Origin of the sequence: Paenibacillus sp. FSL K6-4396, assembly GCF_038002525.1 — a bacterium.
Classification (GTDB): Bacteria; Bacillota; Bacilli; order Paenibacillales; family Paenibacillaceae; genus Paenibacillus; species Paenibacillus amylolyticus_B.
In genome coordinates this window covers 5,301,385-5,320,737 of record NZ_JBBOCR010000001.1, presented here as the reverse complement: position 1 = coordinate 5,320,737, position 19,353 = coordinate 5,301,385, and the positions used below count along the sequence as shown (strand labels likewise).

Here is a 19,353-nt window from a genome sequence, read left to right as displayed (position 1 = left end):
GTATTGAAGAAAAAGAGACTATTTTATATTGTTGTAACATTAGCCTTAACAACAGTGACCCTAACTGCCTGTGATTCAACAAGTCCAACTCAAGAGAATTTGTCTCCTCCAAAATCTGTTGTATTTTCAAGCAAGTCCGAAAGTGAAATCCTTTCTAATTATTTAAGTGAACAAGCGAGTAAACCCTCCCACTTTATTGCTTCTGGAGGAGCTACGGTGCAGCAACCCTTTTCCTTAAATCCGGAATTTGTACATATAAAACTGCTTATGAAGAACAATAGTAGCCATGAAGTCAATGTTAGTTTAACGCACTTGGATACTAATAGAGTGTATCTCTCTAGAACAATTGCTCCCGGGGAATCGTTAGATTGGATAAATGTTAAAGAAGGTTACTCAGAAGGTATGAGTACTGGAGACTACTTGCTTCAATGGAGTGGTGGCGGTTATCGTGTTGATGGGGAAGTATGGGGATCAGCTTGTTCAGAGTTGGACGATGTTGTTGATCTATCTTATTGAACTAACGGGCAGGTTAGTTTAAATACATATTCAACTTAGCAATCAATATTAAATGTACATTACTGGATTGTAGATCGCAGATTGCGAAGTTATGGAGTCAATTAATACAGCCCTATGCAAACCCGCTCTAAGCGCGTTTTTTTCATTTTAAAGGGTCAAGTTCATGTCCTTGGTCAGACACATGAATTTGACCCTATTCCGATAGTGGACATGAACAAATCCTTATAGCCGTTGATTACACAGAATGTCTACTCTGCTACTCTGGTGAGTGGGACGGGGTAAACTGCATATAGCTTGCGGAATACTCAGAAACTGCACGGGTAAAATGGTTTACCAAGGCACAACTCCATTTTCATCAAAAAAGCTACCCGTTGGACCATCATTATTGATTGTGGCGAGCTTAACTACACTGGAAGCTGCTTGTTCGACTGTGCGATAGCCAGTATTACCATTTAAATCGGTAGCTGTAAATCCAGGGCAAACCGAGTTGATTTTAATAGGAGTATCTCTTAATTCTTTAGCAAAGAAAACAGTTAAAGCATTTACAGCCGTTTTGGAACTATTATAGGCGAGCGAATTCACATTATAAAATTCCGACGTTGGGTCTGAATTCAAAGTTAAGGAACCTAATGCGCTGGAAAGATTTACGATTCTTCCGGCAGAAGATTTTTGGAGCAATGGAAGTAATGCAGTGATGACAGAAAATACGCCAAAAACGTTTGTCTCATAAGTATTCTTGAGAACGGACAGTTCCAGTTCCCTTGGAGATGTGTTGCCTTCAAAAAACACGCCTGCATTATTAATCAAGATATCAAGGTATCCATATTCTTGTTCAATCCATTCTACTGCGGAGAGAACGGAGCTGGGTTTTGTGACATCAAGAACCACCGTTTTAGCTTTAATGTTCTCCGTTTCCAAGCGCGTTACGGCCTCATGTCCTTTTTCTTCGCTTCTTGCTCCTATTAAAATCTCATACCCCATGTTTCCCAATTGTCTTGCTGTCTCAAAACCAATACCTTTGTTGCCGCCTGTAATTAATACGATCTTGGATTTATTCATAAAATTTCCTCCCTAATCTGTTTTTACAATCTGTACCTACAAAAGTGTATTTATTTCTTATAGTTGTGACTGCTAGTTAGATTCTCTCATTGTAACCGTGATATATCTCCTTTCATTTCTGATATAGTTAATATAGTGGAAATGATTGATACTTATAAGTACGCACATTTTTGTAACTTAATGAATGGAGTGGCAATATGGGATATGGATTAAAAAATTATGGCGACTGCAGTGAAGAGGTTATAAAGGCCTGTCCTGTTGAAATGGTTTTACATATGATAGGAGGAAAATGGAAGGGAATCATTATCGACATTATATCCGAAAAATCGGTCAGATTTAATGAACTTAAACGATTAATACCAGGGATTACACAACGGATGTTGACTTTACAACTCAGGGAACTCGAGGCGGATGGGATTGTGAAGAGGGTCGTAGAAGACACTGTGCCACCCAAAGTAGAATACTCCCTGACTGAACAAGGAAATAAATTGTCGAGTATCATCGAGTCTATAAGAGTATGGGGAAAAGAGTTTCAATCCTAAGTCTGCGATCGGGAAGTCTTAATGAATAGCCGTGTCGGAAATCGTAGGCGTCTCCATTTTTCACCGCGCCGCATAGCGGGATTCAACCATGATATTTTACACCTTACTAACTTGTTTATTATTTGTTTTAATCGTATTTTTGGCACTATGGATGTATTATGCAAGAGAAATTTAAGGGCAGGTTATGATAAAATAGAGGATCTTACTAAATTTGGGGGTGGTGGCGAGATGGCTGAAATTCTTGACAAAGGTCCTTTTTATCATGGGACACGAGCAGATTTGCAGATTGGGGACTTGCTTACAGCTGGCTTTCGTTCAAATTACAATCCGGATGTTGTGATGAATCACATTTATTTTACAGCTTTGCGTGATGGGGCTGGGTTAGCTGCGGAGTTGGCAAAAGGCGGTGGTGAACCGCGCGTGTATCTTGTTGAACCAACAGGGGAATGGGAAAATGACCCAAATGTGACGGATAAGAAATTCCCAGGTAATCCGACGCGATCATATCGCAGCATAGCCCCACTAAAAATTGTTGGCGAAGTGAAAGATTGGGTGCGACAAACGCCTGAACAACTCGCAGTTTGGCATAAACGTTTGGCGAAAATAGATAAAGGCGAGATTCTAAATTAGTCTAACTATTGAATGATCGGTAGACTTCTATTAAGTACTATATATGATGCTGTAATTAGAGAATTGTATGAGGAAATCAATCAAATTCTGGATACAGCTGAATTCAAAGGGCTAATGAAGTTTAGACTCCAGCCAAGTTTTCATGGACCGGAACGGATAGAGTATGGAGCTCTGTTCATGGGTGAACAGTGCCAACTTGATGATTTTGTTGAAAACGATGAAGCTTCTTCAATAATTCTTTGGGATGGCACATCCGAGATTGGTGATATCGCAGAAATAGATAGGAAGTTAATTGAATTCGTGTGATACATGATTGGACTATTGGTAAAAGATATTTCAGGGAATCAATGAACGAATTGAGCAACCCTCTCCATATATCATTCGTTAGAGTATGAGAGAGGTGATATGAAATGAATAAAATGAGTAATAGCATCTTAATGTTGGTATCAGTGGTATTCGCGATGTTATCTGGGTGTTCATCAACAGAGAAAATTGAAGATAAAGTTACTGAACGTGTAGTCGCATCTGATTTTGTTCTCGAAGTAACAACACCAACTGTTATAGGCACGGGTGAGACAATGAAAGTAAAAGGGACTTTAAAATATACAGGTATTAAACCCGTTGAAGTTACCCATGGAAAACCTATAATTCGTTTCTCCTTCTCCGGTAGTAACGAGGAGCGTAATTATACGGATGTAGGATATGTAACTGAATTTAAATCAGGTCAAGTGGTTGAGGTTGAAGATGAATTTATGGTAACCAAAAAAGGGAAACAAAATCTCATTGTGGATATGACCGCGGATATCTCTTTAACCATGAATCCAATTGAAATTCTTGTTGAGTAATTTTAGTTACAGTGAGTTGTCGGGTAGATAAGTACGCTTAATGGATTTGTTTGTGAATAAACCAAAGCAAAGGAGAGCCAGACGTTTAAGTCAGGCTCTTCTTGGCGATGTATTGTGTCTCTGTGTCATTTGAATCCTGGCGCTTTAAGAATATCTTACTTGGTCGATGTAAGAGCACAACTAACAAGGCGAATAGTTGAATAAGTCCAGTTAATAGTCCTTCATTCAGTAGTCCGATAAATAAAGCGATACTCAGGAACGGAACAGTCGATCTGAATTGTCGTTTGGTGATGCAAATGATAGCAAGCAAACTAGGAATGATCAAAAATATGATTCTCCCAGTAATTTCATTAGAGAAATTAATCAGATCATTGCCGTTCACTTGATAACCGGCAAAGGCTTCAGGATTTTGACTGAAAATATAGAGAAATACACTAAAGAAACAATGAGGTATATAACTTTAATACTCAACAAGATGCGGACTACGTTCAGGATTGTGGGTGACTTCATAAGTTTCAATTTTCCTCCTCGACACTTCTAAACGGATACATTGTCTAACCGTGTTTTTGGTATAACTAGACCTATATCTTTAATCAGGTATTCCATTTTGTGTATCTCCTAAATTCATATGTGGTTATCTAAGTATACGGTTTGCTTGTAATTATTTGTATTAAACTAAAGTCCATATTAATTAATCAAATTTTCACCTCTTTTGTCCTGAAAAATAGTCGGAAATAGATTGGCAGAGGTACAGAGGCACTGCACGAATATGAAATGTTTTCGAAAATAATGCCTAATGAACTCATCGAAATTTATAAAAAAGCCTCCCGTCCCACGGAGCATATGGGATTGGGAGGTTTTGATTATAGTGCATATTCAAAGTTTATCGTACAAACCATCCAGTGGGCTGAGGGGCTACGTCTGCGGTATCTCGTAAATCATGGACTTTAACATTACTGCCATAGATCATGGAATCACTACTTAATCGGAATGAAGGGAAACTGTGCTCGGATTGCAGACGCAGAGAGGGTTCAAAGTAAATCTGCTGCTGTTTGTTGATTACAAAGGGAAGCGACCCCGCTTCTACGGTAACATCATCGCTATCCGGTTCGTTTAAGATCAGAAGTACCGCAATTCCGTCACAACCGCATCCATCGGTATCATAAAACAATTTGAAATAGCCTGGTCGATCTCCCAGCTTTTCAGTAAGTCTTGCTTCTGCCAGCGGACTGACTTGAATGATCATGACGTTGTTCACACTCCTCTAATCTCCAATGAATTCGCTTACAATTTAATATATGGACCTTAAACGCTGATTAGAAGGTGAAATAAAGAAAAGCAAACATGTCCGGTTGAAAATATTGACGCTAATGCGTAATACAACGAACAATTCACGTATGAATGTCATACCCGGAACTTCTATGGGTTCAGTGTGAAATCATTCGCCCGTCAATGAAACCCATTTCATCAGCATTCCTTATCTGGTATGATAAGCAGGGAAAATAGGGAAAATTAGAGAAAAAGGAAGGTTCCGCTATGACACCGATCACCATATACGACATCGCCAAGGAAGCAAATGTATCTGTAGCGACGGTCTCCCGGGTACTGAATGATACGGCACCTGTGCGTGCAAGCACCCGAGAGAAGATTATGTCCATCATCGAAAAACACCAGTTTCAGCCCAACGCGCAGGCGCGCAGTCTGATCAAGAAAGAGACGGGCACCATTGCCATCATCCTGCCGGACATTACAAACCCGTTTTTCCCGGAAGTGTTCTGGGGTGCGGAGAATGAGGCTCGCGGATTGGGGTATACCTTCTTTCTGTGCAATACCGCAGGCGACTACAACAGGGAATCTGAATATTTGTCCATCCTGAGAGAGAAGCGGGTAGACGGGATTATTTTTCTCGGCGGGCGAATCAACATGCAGGTCTGTCCGGATGACATGGCGCAGGAATTGATTGATATGGGCAAACGCATGCCGATCGTGCTGGTCAATGGCAATATTGCCAAAGGCGGGTTCCACCGGGTGTATACCGATGAAGGAGCAGGGGCGGCCCTTGCAGCTGAGCATTTGCTTGAACTGGGGCATCGCGATATCGCCTTTGTCGGCGGGCTGAAAGAGTTATCAACCACCATGGTCAAGGTCAGAGCTGTGCAGAAGAAACTTCGGGAGCATGGGCTCGAAATACCAAAAGAACGGCAACTGCTCGGCAGCTTCTCCATCGACGATGGCAAACGGGAAATGTCCAAACTGCTGGATCGGGACAATCCGCCAACCGCGGTCATATGTGTGAATGACAATACGGCCATTGGTGCAATCAAGTCGACGATTGAGCATGGGCTCTCGATTCCACAGGATATATCCATTGTGGGTTATGATGATACACCGCTCGCCAGTGCCGTTATACCGGAACTGACAACCGTATCACAGAACACGTATCAGCTTGGCAAACAGGCTGTGGATGTACTGCATGAGTTGATTAACCAAGGCAAACCGAAGAAGCAGATCATTCTGCAACCGGAGCTGATTGTGCGTCAAAGTACAGGACCTGCTGCAAGATAAAGGGCCTGTAATTGGAAAAGAAAGCGTTGACATTTCCTCGAAGGGTGAAATATAATGAGTGCGTGAATGAAACCCCTTTCATAAAGTGGAACGGGTTTTATGTTTCAGCTTAATGAAACCCATTTCATGAAACGGGTTTCAGTGTAGTCATCCATTCATTATATCAAGGGGGCGTAACGTATGAGAAGAAGTCTAAAGGTCATTTCGTTATTGATGCTGGTCATGGTAATGGGTCTGACAGCCTGTAGCAGCGGGAGTAAAAACGGTTCTTCCGGCGAGTCCGGTGGCAAGGTTGATTTGAGCATGACGATCTGGGGCTCGGAGGATGAGAAGAAAATTTATCAGGAGCGGCTCGACATCGTGAAGCAGACGTATCCCGATATTAATGTGAAACTCAACGTGGTTGCAGGAGATTATGACCAGAAGGTACAGACGATGATCGCCGGAGGAACAGCACCGGACATCATGATGATTGCCGAGAACTATCAGGCCTACGCCTCCAAGAATCAGATTATACCGCTGGATGACATGATTAAGGCGAACAATGTGAACATGTCTGAGCGTTATTCCGATGATATTGCAAACCTGATGAAGTATGATGGCAAGCAATTTGGTTTGCCGGATCGGGCAGGCGCAATGGTCCTCTTTTATAACAAAGATCTGTTTGATAAAGCCGGGGTGGAATACCCAACCAAAGATTGGACGCAGGACGATCTGATGGCGGCTGCTCAGAAGCTGACGGTGAAGGAGAACGGCAAAACGACTCAATGGGGCTACTACCCAGGCAGCTGGTGGCCGCAATGGATGCAACTGATCTACCAGAACGGTGGCTCATTGTTCGATGAGAGTGGCAAACCAACTTTCGATACGGAGCCTGTGCGTAAAGCATTGCAATTCATGAATGATCTGACCTTCACCCACGGTGCAGGACCAACGCCAACTGAGATTGCCGACATGGGGAATATCGGAGCCGATCCGCTGTTTGCACAAGGCAAGATCGCCATGGAAACAACCGGTTTCTGGAACATTGGTTCGCTTGCTAAGGTCGAAGGCATCAACTGGGATATTTCTCCGGTATGGGGCGAAACAAACGCATTCTTCAACGGTTTAACGATTACCAACGCTTCCAAACACAAGGAAGAGGCATTCAAAGTGATTGAAGCAATGACGACACCAGAAGCGCAGATGCCAATGGTCAAAGCCGGTCAGGATGCTCCTGCAACCAAAGCGGGTCTGTCCAGTGATGAATTCCTCAATGCTGAATATGGTGGCAAAAAAATTAACATGGCTGCGTTCAGTGAATCGACGATCTATGCAGAACCATTCAACCCGCAATGGAACGAAATGATGAAGCTCATTAACGACAAGCTGGGTGTGTACTTCAATAACAAAGCTTCGCTTGATGATACCGTAACCGAAATCCAGAGTGGACTGGAAAGACTCTACAAATAGAGGTTGTTCAAATAGCATCGACAGGAGGACAGGTGGAATTCGGCGTGAATGCGGATTTCATCTGCTCTCTGCGTCATGGGAGGGCTTAACGTGAAAAAAAAGGACGGGAAATGGTTTTATATCTTCATCTCGCCTTGGCTGCTCGGATTTCTGGGGCTGACCCTGGGACCAATCCTATTTTCCATCTATATGAGCTTCACGAACTGGGATCTGTTCCAGTCCCCTGAATTTATCGGTATAGACAACTACAAAACACTGTTGACGGATGACCCGATCTTCTGGAAAGCGGTGGGAAATACGTTCTTCTACGCCCTGATATCGATCCCGCTGGGCATGTCGATCTCGCTCTGGATCGCGTATTACCTGAACAAGAAGATCAAAGGTATTACTTTCTTCCGGATTCTGTTCTACCTGCCTTCCGTCGTTCCGGTGGTTGCGAGTTCATTGCTCTTCATCCACTTGCTTGCGCCGACGGAAGGATTGATCAATCAGGCACTTGCGATCTTCGGTATTCAGGGTCCTGCCTGGCTTCTTGATCCGAACTGGGTTAAACCTGCATTGATTCTCATGTCCTTATGGGGTGTGGGTGGTGGTGTGGTATTACTGCTTGCAGGTATGAAAGGAATACCGCAGGAATTCTACGAGGCCGCTGCCATCGATGGTGCGAAAAGTACACAATCGTTCTTCCATATTACATTCCCGATGCTGACTCCCGTCATTTTCTTCAATCTCGTGACTGGCATGATCGGAGCGCTCCAGACCTTCGCGCAGGTCTTCATCGTCACTGCCGGCGGACCTGATAATTCAAGTCAGATGGTTGTTCCCTACTTGTTCCAGAATGCATTCCAATTCTACAAAATGGGATATGCATCGGCGATTGCCTGGGTACTATTCATCATCATCATGGCGTTGACACTGGTTGTATTCCGTTCATCGGCGCTATGGGTGCACTACGAGGAGGGAAAAGCCAATGAGTAATCCATCGACTGTAGAGAAGACGATATCCTACATTTTTCTGATTCTGGTCGGGGTGCTGCTTGCTTCACCTTTCCTGTACATGATCTCCATTGCACTGGCAAGTGACGCAACAACCGTCAAGTCAGCCTTTACCTTCGTACCGATGGAGTTCCAATGGTCGAACTTCTATACGATCTTCACGAATAACAATCTTGGTACGTATCTCAAAAACTCGATTATCATCACCGTCTTTACGATTGTCGGATCGGTATTATCAGCCTCGGTCGTATCCTATGGCTTCGCCCGGATCAAAGCGAAAGGAAGCCGTTTCCTGTTTATTGTGTTGCTCAGTACGATGATGATTCCGGGTGAGGTGACGATGGTACCGCAGTTCATCATCTTCCGTCACCTGGACTGGATTAATACATTTTACCCGCTGATCGTACCGAGCTTTTTCGCCGGAGCGTTCAACGTATTCCTGATTCGACAGTTCGTCATGAGTATTCCCAAATCACTGGATGAAGCCGCCATGATCGACGGAATGGGCCACCCGGGAATCTATTGGAGGATCATACTGCCACTGACGTATCCAATTCTGGCAGCGATTGCGATCTTCTCGTTTTCCTATAACTGGGGCAACTTCATGGGGCCGCTCATCTATATCAATGACCCGGAGAAAATGCCGCTTGCACTCGGGGTGCAGCTGTTGACTACGGTAGGTGGCGGACAGATGCCGCCTTGGAACCTTGTCATGATCGCTTCCCTTTTCCTCACCATTCCGATGGTGCTGGTCTATCTGTTCGGACAACGTTATGTCTATGAAGCGAACATTAGCGGCGGAAGCAGCGGAATCAAGTAACAGAAGGTGTGTAGCGTGTATGTATTGAACCTGTTGTTCAAGGCCAATGAAGTCATTAACGTACATGGAGAAAGGATTGTATAGCCCATGGCGCATAAAAAACAACGCAGCAGGAGCAAACGGAGTTACATCCTCATGGGTGTGGCCCTGGTTGCCCTGCTGGCAGGAGGAGGAATTGTTATCAATCATTTTGCCAATGAATCATCCAAAACACTTGAGTTCCAAGGGCAGCCTGTACGTCTGAAGCTGGATCAGTCCTATGATCATTTTGAAGGCTGGGGCACGTCACTTGCCTGGTGGGCCAACGATCTTGGGGGATGGAAGGATCAGGCGAAAGTGAGTGAATTGATGGATCTGGTCTTTGACCCGGAGAAAGGATTAGGTCTGAACATCGTTCGTTACAATATTGGCGGTGAGGAAAATCCGGAGATGAAAGCCCTCCGTCCCGGTGGGGATGTACCTGGTTTTCAGCCTGAACCTGGGGAGTGGGATTGGAATGCCGATGCAGGTCAGCGTGCTGTATTACAAGGCTCGATGGAGCGCGGCGTGAACATTGCTGAAGCATTCTCCAATTCACCACCCTACTGGATGACGATTAGTGGATCGGTTACCGGAGCCGTGGATGGCAGCAATAACCTGCGTGACGACCAGTATGATGCATTTGCCGATTATCTGACCGAAGTTGTGAAGCATTATCGGGACGAGTGGGGGATCACTTTCCGTACACTGAATCCGCTTAATGAACCTTCCTCCGACTGGTGGAAGAAAGGCAATATGCAGGAAGGCAGTCATTTTACGAATGAGAAGCAGGCCGAGATTGTCAAGAAAGTCGCTGCATCGTTGAAGAGCAAAGGACTGGATGGAACCGTCATTAGTGCCGCGGACGATAACAGTATTGATGAGACGGTGTTTAATTTCAACCTCTATGATCAGGACACGCTGGACGTAATCCAGCAGATCAATACCCACTCCTATAATGGTAGCAAAATGGAAGAGCTGCGCACGCTGGCAGAGCGCCATGGCAAGAAGCTGTGGATGTCCGAGTACGGAACCGGCGGCAGCGAGCCGCACAGTCATGAGGATATGACCTCGGTGCAGGAGTTGGCGGAGCGGATCATGTTTGATCTGAAAATCATGCAGCCATCCGCCTGGGTATATTGGCAGGCCGTTGAAGATGAAGGGGCCAATAATAATTGGGGCTTCATTCACGCCAATTTTAACGGAGAAGAACAGTATGAGATGACCAAACAGTATTATGGCATGGCCCAGTTTACGAAGTTCATTCGTCCTGGCGCTACAATTATTCCAACGGATGATGGTCGCACGTTAGCTGCCTATGATGCGGAACGTCAACGACTGGTGCTGGTCATTCGTAATGAATTGTCGGCTGGAACAACGGCGTTTGAACTGGAAGGGTATACGTACGGAAAATCAGCCAACGCGCAGGTGTATCAGACTTCACCGGATCGGAACATGGAACAGCTTGAAGACATACCGGTGTACGCTAACGGACTGGAAGTGCCTACGGCCGACAATTCCATCACAACCGTTGTACTGGAAGGCGTAACGTTGCAGTCAAAGTGATAACAGTGATCTGAAAGTTGTTCTGTCATTGTAGTCTCGGTGTAAATTGTCATCTAGTTCAACGGATTTGTTTTGCCTTATATTTTTAAAAAAGTCATAGGACATATGAAACTATATAAATTGAATTAAACATTTACACCAAACGGAGAGGACAGAAAAAACCTGAAGAAGCGAAGCGCTCGCCTTTATCCCCGGATTTTCCCCTTTGAGAAAAGAAAATCAAAAAATCTGGGGATAACAGCGATCGGAAGGTTATTCTGTCATCGAAGTGCGCAGTGTAAATAAGCTTTAGTTCAATTTATATCAATAAAGAGAAGGAGGGGATATCTTTGACAGAGAAAGCATCCCTTTTGCTGCAGGAACAGGATAAGAACACCGCCAGGGCTGAGAACAGTGTTCAATCTGAATTAACATACGATGCACGCAGTTTTTTTCTGAATGGAGAGCGTGTATTTCTGAACAGTGCAACGATCCATTATTTCCGTATGCCAAAGGAGGAATGGCGTGAGGTTCTGCTGAAGGCGAAGCTGGCAGGCATGAACTGCATCGACACCTACTTTGCGTGGAACGTGCATGAACCGGAAGAAGGACAGTGGTCCTTTGAAGGGGACAACGATTGCGGAGCATTTCTGGATTTGTGTGCAGAACTGGGCATGTGGGTCATCGCACGTCCGGGTCCGTTTATCTGTGCAGAATGGGATTTTGGCGGTTTTCCATACTGGCTTGGTACGAAGGACGGCGTAAGATTCCGGGAAAACAATGAGACGTATCTGCACTATGTGAATTTGTATTTTGACCGGCTTGTGCCAATTATTCGGGAACGCCAGCTGTCCGCTGGGGGCACGGTCATTCTGGTTCAGGTGGAGAATGAATACGGGTATCTTATGGATGACGCTGATGCAAGTGACCATATGAATACGCTGAGAGATGGATTGTTGCAACGTGGCATTGACGCTACGCTGATCACTTGCGTTGGCGGGGCGGAAGGCACCATTGAAGGGGCTAATTTCTGGTCAGGTGCTGACGGGCATTATGAGAAACTTCGAGTCAAACAGCCGGACACCCCGAAGATGGTCACTGAATTCTGGACCGGATGGTTTGAGAATTGGGGAGGGCCTTCAGCCATTCAGAAGACAGCGCCTTTGCTGGAGAGACGTATCATGGAGATTTTGCGTGCCGGGTATACCGGAATCAGTCACTACATGTTCTATGGTGGCACGAACTTCGGAGGATATGGCGGCAGAACGATGGGTAGCAGTGACATCTTCATGATTACGTCCTATGACTATGATGCACCGCTGAACGAATATGGACGGGTGACACCGAAATATGCAGTAACCAAGAATTTGTCCTATTTCGTCCATGCTTTCGGGGCCCTTCTGATGGAAACAGAGGAAATTCCAGAAGAACAGATCGTTGTACGTCATCCTGAAGGCATATCTGTACGAGGCAGACAGGCTAACAACCAGAAGATTTGGTTCCTGGAGAGTCACAAGGATGAACGGGAGACCATGCACATTACGCTAGAGGAAAGCCGGACTCTTCCCGTATCGCTGAATCCAGGACAGATTGTTCCGTTGCTGGATCGAGTACAGATTGCTGAACAGGTATACCTGACTGCAGGAACGATGATTACGGGCAATGAAATGATCAATGGAGTATTGACCCTGTTCATCGTGGCCCCAGCAGGGCAGCGTTCCATAGTTGAATTGGAAGCCGTGGACTTGAACGTCATGGACAGTTCGCTGCAAGTGCTGGTCGAGCATGATTCATCAAGGAATGTACACCGCTTCGACCTGTTCCATTTCCAGGAGCCGGGAATGATTCAACTGGAAGCAAACGGCACACCGATCCGTTTCGTCATTCTGGATCAAGAGATGATGAATCGAACATGGCGATTGGAAGCAACAGATCAGAAGGGACTACGTTATGTGATCGGGTTCGATGACGTGGACGTGTTGTCATCTGGTCAGGTCAAGGGCATGATCACGGATCCGGATCGCATGATAATGCTGCTTGGTGACTGGACAGATGGAGAACGGACGTTAACAGGTCACGAGTTCTTTGACGGTGAGGAGTCTATTACAGGTATACAGCAGCAGCTTCCGTGGACATTACCGAGTGCGCCGACGTTGTCTGATTCTCCTGAGATGTCACGTATTACGTTAACTGCGAAGCAACGCTCGGCGAGTGGACAACCCGAAGACTTTTCCCGATACGGACAAGATTTTGGTTATCTATTGTACGAATGTGATTTCGAGAGTCCAACCGAAGGGGTCACTAACCTCATTTTGCCGGATATCCAAGATACTGCCAGAATCATCGTTAATGGTGTTCAGCAGGCATTAGTGCGTCAGATAGGTGCCGCTGGAGTGCAGTTGCAGGTGGCCAAAGGGAAGAATACACTTCAGATTCTGGTACAGCATATGGGCAGATTGAACTTCTCTCCGTATTTAGGTGAGAGCAAAGGTCTGGCTGGTGCTGTGTATCTGAGTGGCAAGGTTCAGGATATTCGTCGGGATTGGCGTATGGAGAGTGGACTTGTGCATCTCGATGAGGTGAACTCTCTCCAAGAATCTCCACTTCTGAGCAGAAGCTTTACGCTGGATGGCATGGATCGTGCGATTCTCGTGGGTGCACTGAGCAAAGGCCTTCGTATCAATGGCATCGAAGTTCCGATGGAAGGATATCAGGATTGGTTTGCCTTCCAGACGTTAGACATATCCTTGTATATCAAGCCCGGAGAGACAAATACACTGGAAATGCCGTATAGCCGCTCTTCGCTGGATCGACTGGAACTAATCACATATCCGAGTCAGGGAGAACTGAAGGATTGGCGTATGGCAGGGACGGATGCATTGCTTCCGCAACAATGGGTGAGCTACGAGGTAGGACAGGAATCGATCCATCCTGGAGCACAGGGGTCAATCCAGCGTGCAGGACAGCCTGGTATCGCCGCAGGTGGCAATTGTACTGCCAATCTGGTGCCCCACACCACGAATGAATCGGTTAATCGTGCTACATTGAGTGAGAAGTCTCACCCTGTATCCAATCATACTCCAATCCGAGGATCGTATGGTCAGCCGGTCTGGTACCGCTGGCGTTTCGCGAAGCCTGCGGTTTCGGAGCATCATAAAGTGAATCTGATGCTTCGCCTGACCGGGATGAGCAAAGGAACGATTCACCTGAACGGACATCATCTGGGCCGTTACTGGCAGATTGGTCCGCAAGAGGATTACAAAATTCCAGTAGCATGGCTACAGGAAGAGAATGAATTACTTTTGTTCGATGAAGAAGGAAAAACGCCAGAACGGGTACGATTCCTGTTGGACGCATTATCCCGTTATCCGTGGGTTGCGGTGGAATAGTTCATGTATGGATCGTTAGCTGTCTTACCGATTCAACTATGGTTGAGAACAAGAACTGGATCGAGATAGTTCGAGTCGCACGCTACGTTTCACCTTTTAACACAGTCACACTACCTCATTTTCTTAGTCAAATAACCCGAGCTTGTGAATCTTTGGATTCAGTCTTGTGAGTGAATTAGCTAAGGGAATGGGGGAACTGTGGTGATCAGGTTGGTACAACGAACTAAGGTAACACTTGTAGATTAATGAATTGTAACCGTTTACATATATAAAGAGTGTTCATCCATGATCTGTGAAGGGAGTGATGCTTCATGTAATTGGAATTTGAACAGGTAGTCGTGAGGTGTTGCTCATCAGTGGCAGTCCCAGGTACGCTTGGTCTTTGGTAATACAGTAAGGTAATCCTCTGTTCATCACTCATGGATAAGGAGATGACCCAATGTTGACGAAGAAGGAAGAGGGAATAGGAGTAGGAGTAGGAGAGTCCAAAGGTTTCAAGGCCGGAATGATCCTGCTGCTTGGAACATTGCTTCTATTAACCATGGTATTCCCCAATACAGCCAGAGCAGCGACAAGTGTCTATACGATATCCGCCTTCACGAACACAAGTGAGTCCAATATGTATATCTATGAATCCTATAATGCGACACACTATGGTTTGCTAAAAGGGCCAGCCTATACACCTCCGGCCAATCTGATCCGCGATCCTAGCATCATGAAGCACACAGATGGTCTATATTACGTCGTCTACACCACGAACTGGTCGGGTAACACCATCGGCATCGCCTCCAGCACGGATAAGGTAAACTGGACATTTGTTCGTAACATTACATTATCCACACCTGCCACAATCGCACACACCTGGGCACCGGAATGGTTCAAAGACAGCAACGGCAGTCTGAATATTATCGTGTCCCTCTCCCCAGGCAACTATGAGAATTTCAAACCTTATGTCCTCACAGCTTCAGGCAGCAATCTAGCGTCTACCTCATGGTCTGCACCTACTGAACTGGCAGGCATTGCTCCCAATTATATCGACACTTTTATCGTGAAGACAGGCTCAACCTATCATGCTTTTACCAAAAACGAGACCACTAAATACATCGAATATGCGACAGCCACCTCGCTAGCGGGTCCTTATACCTTTAAAGGTACAGGGGATTGGGCAGGTTGGGGTTCTTGGGTGGAAGGTCCGGCGCTTGTTCAGCTGGATAATGGTTCCTGGCGAATCTACTTTGACGGCTATGCAACACAAAAATATTATTACAGCGACTCTGCTGACAACTTCCAGACTTGGGGTGCCAAACAAGAGATTGCAGGTCTTACCGGACTCGTCCGGCATATGACCGTATTGAAAGAATCCGGACAACCGGGTGATATCCGCAAGCTGGAGTCATTCAATGTGCCTGGCAGTTTCATTCGTCACTACAACTATCAGGCACGGATTGATGCCAATGTCAGTCCAGCGGAAGATGCACAATTCCGTATCGTTCCCGGGCTGTCGAATGCAACAGGCATTTCGTTTGAGTCCATGAATTATCCGGGTTATTTCCTGCGCAATAATAATGGCAGCATCACACTCGTGAAAAATGACGGCAGCACTACATTCCGAAATGACGCCACGTTCAAACGGGTAAATGGACTTGCTAACACCAGTTGGACATCGTATACCTCGTTTAGTAATCCGAACCTGTATCTTAGACATTACAACAATGTGCTGAAATTGGAAGCTGTCGTTACCGCACTTGATAAGTCAGACGCGACCTTCCGAGAGGTTGCACAATAATGGGTGTTCGTTTTCTAAAAAATCACAAGGAGTGAAGCGGATGAAGTGGTTAAAACGAATGAGCTCGCTGCTGCTGGCAGGAAGTCTGCTAACAAGTAGTTTGGGTCTGGGCACAGAGGTATCTGCTGCGGGAGCCTACACGGCTGTTGCCGATCCATCGAAGCAATATCAGACGATGGAAGGATGGGGAACATCCCTCGCGTGGTGGGGCAAGGTGGTTGGAGAATACTCCAATCGGGATGAGTATGTGGAGAAAATGTTCAACGCGAATACCGGACTGGGGCTGAACATCCTGCGGTACAACATTGGAGGCGGGGATAATCCATCGTCCAATATCCTTGAATATCGCAAAGCCGTTCCTGGTTACCAGCCTTCTCCGGGCGTGTATGACTGGAATGCAGATGCAAACCAACGATATATGCTGCAAGCTGCCAAAGCGCAAGGCGTGAATGTCATCGAAGCTTTTGCGAATTCCGCACCTTACTGGATGACCATCAGTGGTAATGTGTCCGGTTCGGCCAATGGAGGTAACAACCTCAAGCCCGATTACTACGATGATTTTGCCGATTACTTAACCGAGGTTGTGAAGCATTTTCGGGATAACTGGGGGATCACATTTGATAGTGTAACTCCGCTGAATGAACCGATCTCGACATGGTGGAAGCAGAGCAATGACCAGGAGGGCATGCACTTTGACCGGGCGGATCAGAACACAATTCTGAGTCAGCTACAAGCTTCGTTGAATGCGAAGGGTCTGTCCACGAAGCTGAGCGCACCGGAAGAATACAGTATCGATGATACCAATGTGTCGTTCAACAGCTACAGCAATGCGGTTAAATCAGCGATTACTCAGATCAATACCCATACGTATGGTGGAAGCAATCGTACGGCTTTGCGCAACACAGCGACGTCTGCGGGCAAACATCTGTGGACCTCGGAATATGGCGATGGGGATGCAAGCGGACTTACGATGTCACGGACCATCCTCAAGGATATTCGCAATATGGGCGCAAGTGGATGGGTGTATTGGCAAGCCGTGGATAGTGCCGACGGATGGGGATTCTTCAAAAACGTGTTGAACAATACCCAAACGACCAGTTACACCGTGAACCAAAAATACTATGTCATGGGTAATTACAGCAAATTTATTCGTCCTGGGTACAAGATTATCGGCATGAGTGATGCCAATACCCTTGCAGCCTATGATGCGGCTTCCGGCAAAGTTGTGCTGGTAACAACCAATTCGGATTCGACGGATACAACGGTAACCTATGATCTCAGTCGTTTTACGAACACAGGCACGTCTGCTCAAGTATATCGGACCTCTTCAACAGAGAAGTTGCAGCAACTGACCAATATTTCGGTGCAAAACAAAACCTTTACCGCTACGGCCAAGGCCAATTCGGTCACAACCTACGTCATTTCCGGTGCAACTTACAATGGCGGTACAGGATATGAATCCGGGGCCATCTACAAATTAATCAACCGCAACAGTGGACTTGCACTCGATGTTAACGGTGCTTCTTCTACGGGTGGGGCAACAATCATTCAGTGGAATGATAATGGAGCAGCCAACCAGCAGTGGAAACTGGAGTCCGCAGGGAACGGATATTACAACATCCGCAATGTGGGCAGTGGGCTTTTGCTGGATGTGAATTCGGGTTCTACACAAGGCGGAGCCGCTCTGATTCAGTGGCAAGATAACGGGGGCAACAATCAGCAATGGCTGCCAATTGATGTGGGAGGATATGTGGTACTTGCGAATCGAAACAGTGGCCTGACGATTGACATCAATCAAGGTTCTCTGACCGCGGGTGCCTCCACGATTCAGTGGGCCGACAATGGCGGGGCCAATCAGCAATGGAGCCTAGTCAAAGTTAATTAGTGTGAGTACGCATGAATTAAACGTTATTACGTGTCCTTCTTTCTTGGAGGTGCAGTGCTCTAAGCAACACTGCACCCTCAAGGAAAGTAGCTATTTTAGACAATACATATATTCATCCACCCGGCAGGTACTTAACGAAAACGGGATAGGGCGAACCTGCTAATATCTTGATCCGTGTGCCCCGTTTGCACCAGGTCGGATAGAATCTGCCCAATAGCACTTGCGAACTTGAAGCCATGACCGGAGAAACCGCCTGCGAGCCACACACGTTCATGGGCAGGGTGTCGGTCGATAATAAAATCTTCATCCGAAGTGAATTCATACTTGCACACACTGCCACGCTTCAACTCTCCAGCTGCTTGCGGCATATGAAGCTCAAGCAATCTTCGAAGATCACCCTCATCGGACTCTTCCGTACCAAAAGCAGCCATTGTACTTCCAGGTGTCCACACCTGACCTGTATCATGACGCCCCATCTTCAGTCCTGATCCGCCAATGCTCGGGAATCCATAATATGTACCTTCTTTTCCTGCCAATGTGAATCCGGGGAAATGTGTCTCACCATACAAAGCCTCTGGTACATCAAACCATCCAACTGTTTTACGTACGGCCTGAATGGGGAGATCCACGAAAGGTTTCAATGTCTGAAACCAGGCGCCAGCGCTCAGGATGATTTGATTCGCGTGGTATGTCTCGCCACCTGAAGTCTGAACTGCCACGGAATGTGGTCCGTATTCGATATGCTCCACAAGAGTGTGCGTTAACAAGGTAGCACCATGAGCTTCGGCTGCCCTGCGAAAGGCACGAATACAGGGTTCACTATACAGATAACCCGCATCAGGCTCATACATGCCCTCGTAATGTTCAGGTATTGTAATCCCTGGCCAGCGTTTCATCACCTCGGCTGCGTGCAAAGTTTCATAACGAATGCCTGCATCATCTGCATGGCTCAATCGGTTGTGGAAGGAATGAATCTCCGGATCAACCACATTTATTACACCGGAAGGAACAAACAGTTGGTCTCCGGTCGTTTCCTCCAGTTCATGCCATAACTTCTGCGCAAGCAGTGCCATGGCCATATAGTCAGGCCCACCACTGTACACATGGCGCATCAGTCTGGTATCCCCATGATGGCTACCTTCTGTATGCGGAGGGTCGAAGGCATCCATTAGTAAAACTTTGCATCCACTGCGCGATAGATAATAACCTGCACTCATGCCCATGGAGCCGGCTCCTACGATAATAACGTCATATGATTGTGTAATAATAGCACGTCCTCTCCTATGTATCCTTTTCTACAGTAAT

At 46.2% G+C, this 19,353-nt stretch carries 17 protein-coding genes; 13 read left to right on the top strand and 4 right to left on the bottom strand.

Going from position 1 to position 19,353, the window contains the following annotated elements; genetic code table 11:
• Positions 1 to 3: 3 nt before the first annotated feature.
• Entirely contained in the window at positions 4 to 516 is a 513-nt protein-coding gene (locus tag MHB85_RS23375) for a pilus assembly protein (RefSeq protein WP_146117045.1), read from the top strand.
• 330 nt (positions 517 to 846) lie between these two features.
• Here MHB85_RS23375 and MHB85_RS23370 read toward each other — a convergent pair whose 3' ends face one another.
• Positions 847 to 1,575, bottom strand: a complete 729-nt coding sequence (locus MHB85_RS23370; protein WP_105599957.1) for an SDR family oxidoreductase — start codon at positions 1,573 to 1,575, stop codon at positions 847 to 849.
• Between the two features lie 197 nt (positions 1,576 to 1,772).
• Between MHB85_RS23370 and MHB85_RS23365 the strand changes: the two genes are divergently transcribed.
• The 4 genes from MHB85_RS23365 to MHB85_RS23350 all read left to right on the top strand — a co-directional run bounded on the left by MHB85_RS23365 (position 1,773) and on the right by MHB85_RS23350 (position 3,592).
• Positions 1,773 to 2,117, top strand: coding sequence for a winged helix-turn-helix transcriptional regulator (locus MHB85_RS23365; RefSeq protein ID WP_105599956.1), 345 nt, complete (start codon positions 1,773 to 1,775; stop codon positions 2,115 to 2,117).
• A gap of 21 nt (positions 2,118 to 2,138) precedes the next feature.
• Positions 2,139 to 2,747: an NAD(+)--rifampin ADP-ribosyltransferase gene (gene arr, locus MHB85_RS23360; RefSeq protein WP_341073800.1), complete on the top strand. Its 609-nt coding sequence runs from the start codon at positions 2,139 to 2,141 to the stop codon at positions 2,745 to 2,747.
• 12 nt (positions 2,748 to 2,759) lie between these two features.
• Positions 2,760 to 3,053: a hypothetical protein gene (locus MHB85_RS23355; protein WP_091013477.1), complete on the top strand. Its 294-nt coding sequence runs from the start codon at positions 2,760 to 2,762 to the stop codon at positions 3,051 to 3,053.
• 104 nt (positions 3,054 to 3,157) lie between these two features.
• Positions 3,158 to 3,592, top strand: coding sequence for a hypothetical protein (locus MHB85_RS23350; protein ID WP_341073799.1), 435 nt, complete (start codon positions 3,158 to 3,160; stop codon positions 3,590 to 3,592).
• A gap of 85 nt (positions 3,593 to 3,677) precedes the next feature.
• Here the strand turns inward: MHB85_RS23350 and MHB85_RS23345 are convergent, their stop codons facing one another.
• Positions 3,678 to 3,917: a hypothetical protein gene (locus MHB85_RS23345; RefSeq protein ID WP_341073797.1), complete on the bottom strand. Its 240-nt coding sequence runs from the start codon at positions 3,915 to 3,917 to the stop codon at positions 3,678 to 3,680.
• 558 nt (positions 3,918 to 4,475) lie between these two features.
• Positions 4,476 to 4,838, bottom strand: coding sequence for an iron-sulfur cluster biosynthesis family protein (locus tag MHB85_RS23340; protein WP_017687018.1), 363 nt, complete (start codon positions 4,836 to 4,838; stop codon positions 4,476 to 4,478).
• A 290-nt stretch (positions 4,839 to 5,128) separates the two neighbouring features.
• Between MHB85_RS23340 and MHB85_RS23335 the strand changes: the two genes are divergently transcribed.
• The 8 genes from MHB85_RS23335 to MHB85_RS23300 all read left to right on the top strand — a co-directional run bounded on the left by MHB85_RS23335 (position 5,129) and on the right by MHB85_RS23300 (position 18,048).
• Positions 5,129 to 6,157 (top strand): LacI family DNA-binding transcriptional regulator, encoded by a 1,029-nt coding sequence (locus MHB85_RS23335; RefSeq protein ID WP_105599944.1) that lies wholly within the window; start codon positions 5,129 to 5,131, stop codon positions 6,155 to 6,157.
• A 180-nt stretch (positions 6,158 to 6,337) separates the two neighbouring features.
• Positions 6,338 to 7,609, top strand: coding sequence for an ABC transporter substrate-binding protein (locus MHB85_RS23330; protein WP_091013486.1), 1,272 nt, complete (start codon positions 6,338 to 6,340; stop codon positions 7,607 to 7,609).
• A 90-nt stretch (positions 7,610 to 7,699) separates the two neighbouring features.
• The gene (locus MHB85_RS23325) at positions 7,700 to 8,587 is read left to right on the top strand and encodes a carbohydrate ABC transporter permease (protein ID WP_091013489.1); all 888 of its coding nucleotides are present in this window, start codon (positions 7,700 to 7,702) and stop codon (positions 8,585 to 8,587) included.
• On the top strand, positions 8,580 to 9,425 hold the full coding sequence (locus tag MHB85_RS23320; RefSeq protein ID WP_091013492.1) for a carbohydrate ABC transporter permease: 846 nt from the start codon (positions 8,580 to 8,582) through the stop codon (positions 9,423 to 9,425). The genes MHB85_RS23325 and MHB85_RS23320 overlap by 8 nt, the downstream gene beginning before the upstream one ends.
• A gap of 87 nt (positions 9,426 to 9,512) precedes the next feature.
• On the top strand, positions 9,513 to 11,009 hold the full coding sequence (locus tag MHB85_RS23315) for a glycoside hydrolase family 30 protein (protein ID WP_341073796.1): 1,497 nt from the start codon (positions 9,513 to 9,515) through the stop codon (positions 11,007 to 11,009).
• Between the two features lie 329 nt (positions 11,010 to 11,338).
• Positions 11,339 to 14,377, top strand: a complete 3,039-nt coding sequence (locus MHB85_RS23310; protein WP_341073795.1) for a beta-galactosidase — start codon at positions 11,339 to 11,341, stop codon at positions 14,375 to 14,377.
• Positions 14,378 to 14,816: 439 nt separating this feature from the next.
• Positions 14,817 to 16,163, top strand: coding sequence for a glycoside hydrolase family 43 protein (locus MHB85_RS23305; protein ID WP_341073794.1), 1,347 nt, complete (start codon positions 14,817 to 14,819; stop codon positions 16,161 to 16,163).
• A 40-nt stretch (positions 16,164 to 16,203) separates the two neighbouring features.
• The gene (locus tag MHB85_RS23300) at positions 16,204 to 18,048 is read left to right on the top strand and encodes an RICIN domain-containing protein (protein WP_341073793.1); all 1,845 of its coding nucleotides are present in this window, start codon (positions 16,204 to 16,206) and stop codon (positions 18,046 to 18,048) included.
• A 131-nt stretch (positions 18,049 to 18,179) separates the two neighbouring features.
• Here MHB85_RS23300 and solA read toward each other — a convergent pair whose 3' ends face one another.
• Positions 18,180 to 19,313 (bottom strand): N-methyl-L-tryptophan oxidase, encoded by a 1,134-nt coding sequence (solA, locus tag MHB85_RS23295; RefSeq protein ID WP_091013501.1) that lies wholly within the window; start codon positions 19,311 to 19,313, stop codon positions 18,180 to 18,182.
• Between the last annotated feature and the right edge of the window lie 40 nt (positions 19,314 to 19,353).

Excerpts from the sequence above, each read along its gene's own strand:
- MHB85_RS23370 (WP_105599957.1), bottom strand. The coding sequence starts at position 1,575 with ATGAATAAATCCAAGATCGTATTAATTACAGGCGGCAACAAAGGTATT.
- MHB85_RS23365 (WP_105599956.1), top strand. The coding sequence starts at position 1,773 with ATGGGATATGGATTAAAAAATTATGGCGACTGCAGTGAAGAGGTTATA.
- arr (WP_341073800.1), top strand. The coding sequence starts at position 2,139 with ATGAATAGCCGTGTCGGAAATCGTAGGCGTCTCCATTTTTCACCGCGC.
- MHB85_RS23355 (WP_091013477.1), top strand. The coding sequence starts at position 2,760 with ATGATCGGTAGACTTCTATTAAGTACTATATATGATGCTGTAATTAGA.
- MHB85_RS23350 (WP_341073799.1), top strand. The coding sequence starts at position 3,158 with ATGAATAAAATGAGTAATAGCATCTTAATGTTGGTATCAGTGGTATTC.
- MHB85_RS23340 (WP_017687018.1), bottom strand. The coding sequence starts at position 4,838 with ATGATCATTCAAGTCAGTCCGCTGGCAGAAGCAAGACTTACTGAAAAG.
- MHB85_RS23335 (WP_105599944.1), top strand. The coding sequence starts at position 5,129 with ATGACACCGATCACCATATACGACATCGCCAAGGAAGCAAATGTATCT.
- MHB85_RS23330 (WP_091013486.1), top strand. The coding sequence starts at position 6,338 with ATGAGAAGAAGTCTAAAGGTCATTTCGTTATTGATGCTGGTCATGGTA.
- MHB85_RS23320 (WP_091013492.1), top strand. The coding sequence starts at position 8,580 with ATGAGTAATCCATCGACTGTAGAGAAGACGATATCCTACATTTTTCTG.
- MHB85_RS23315 (WP_341073796.1), top strand. The coding sequence starts at position 9,513 with ATGGCGCATAAAAAACAACGCAGCAGGAGCAAACGGAGTTACATCCTC.
- MHB85_RS23305 (WP_341073794.1), top strand. The coding sequence starts at position 14,817 with ATGTTGACGAAGAAGGAAGAGGGAATAGGAGTAGGAGTAGGAGAGTCC.
- MHB85_RS23300 (WP_341073793.1), top strand. The coding sequence starts at position 16,204 with ATGAAGTGGTTAAAACGAATGAGCTCGCTGCTGCTGGCAGGAAGTCTG.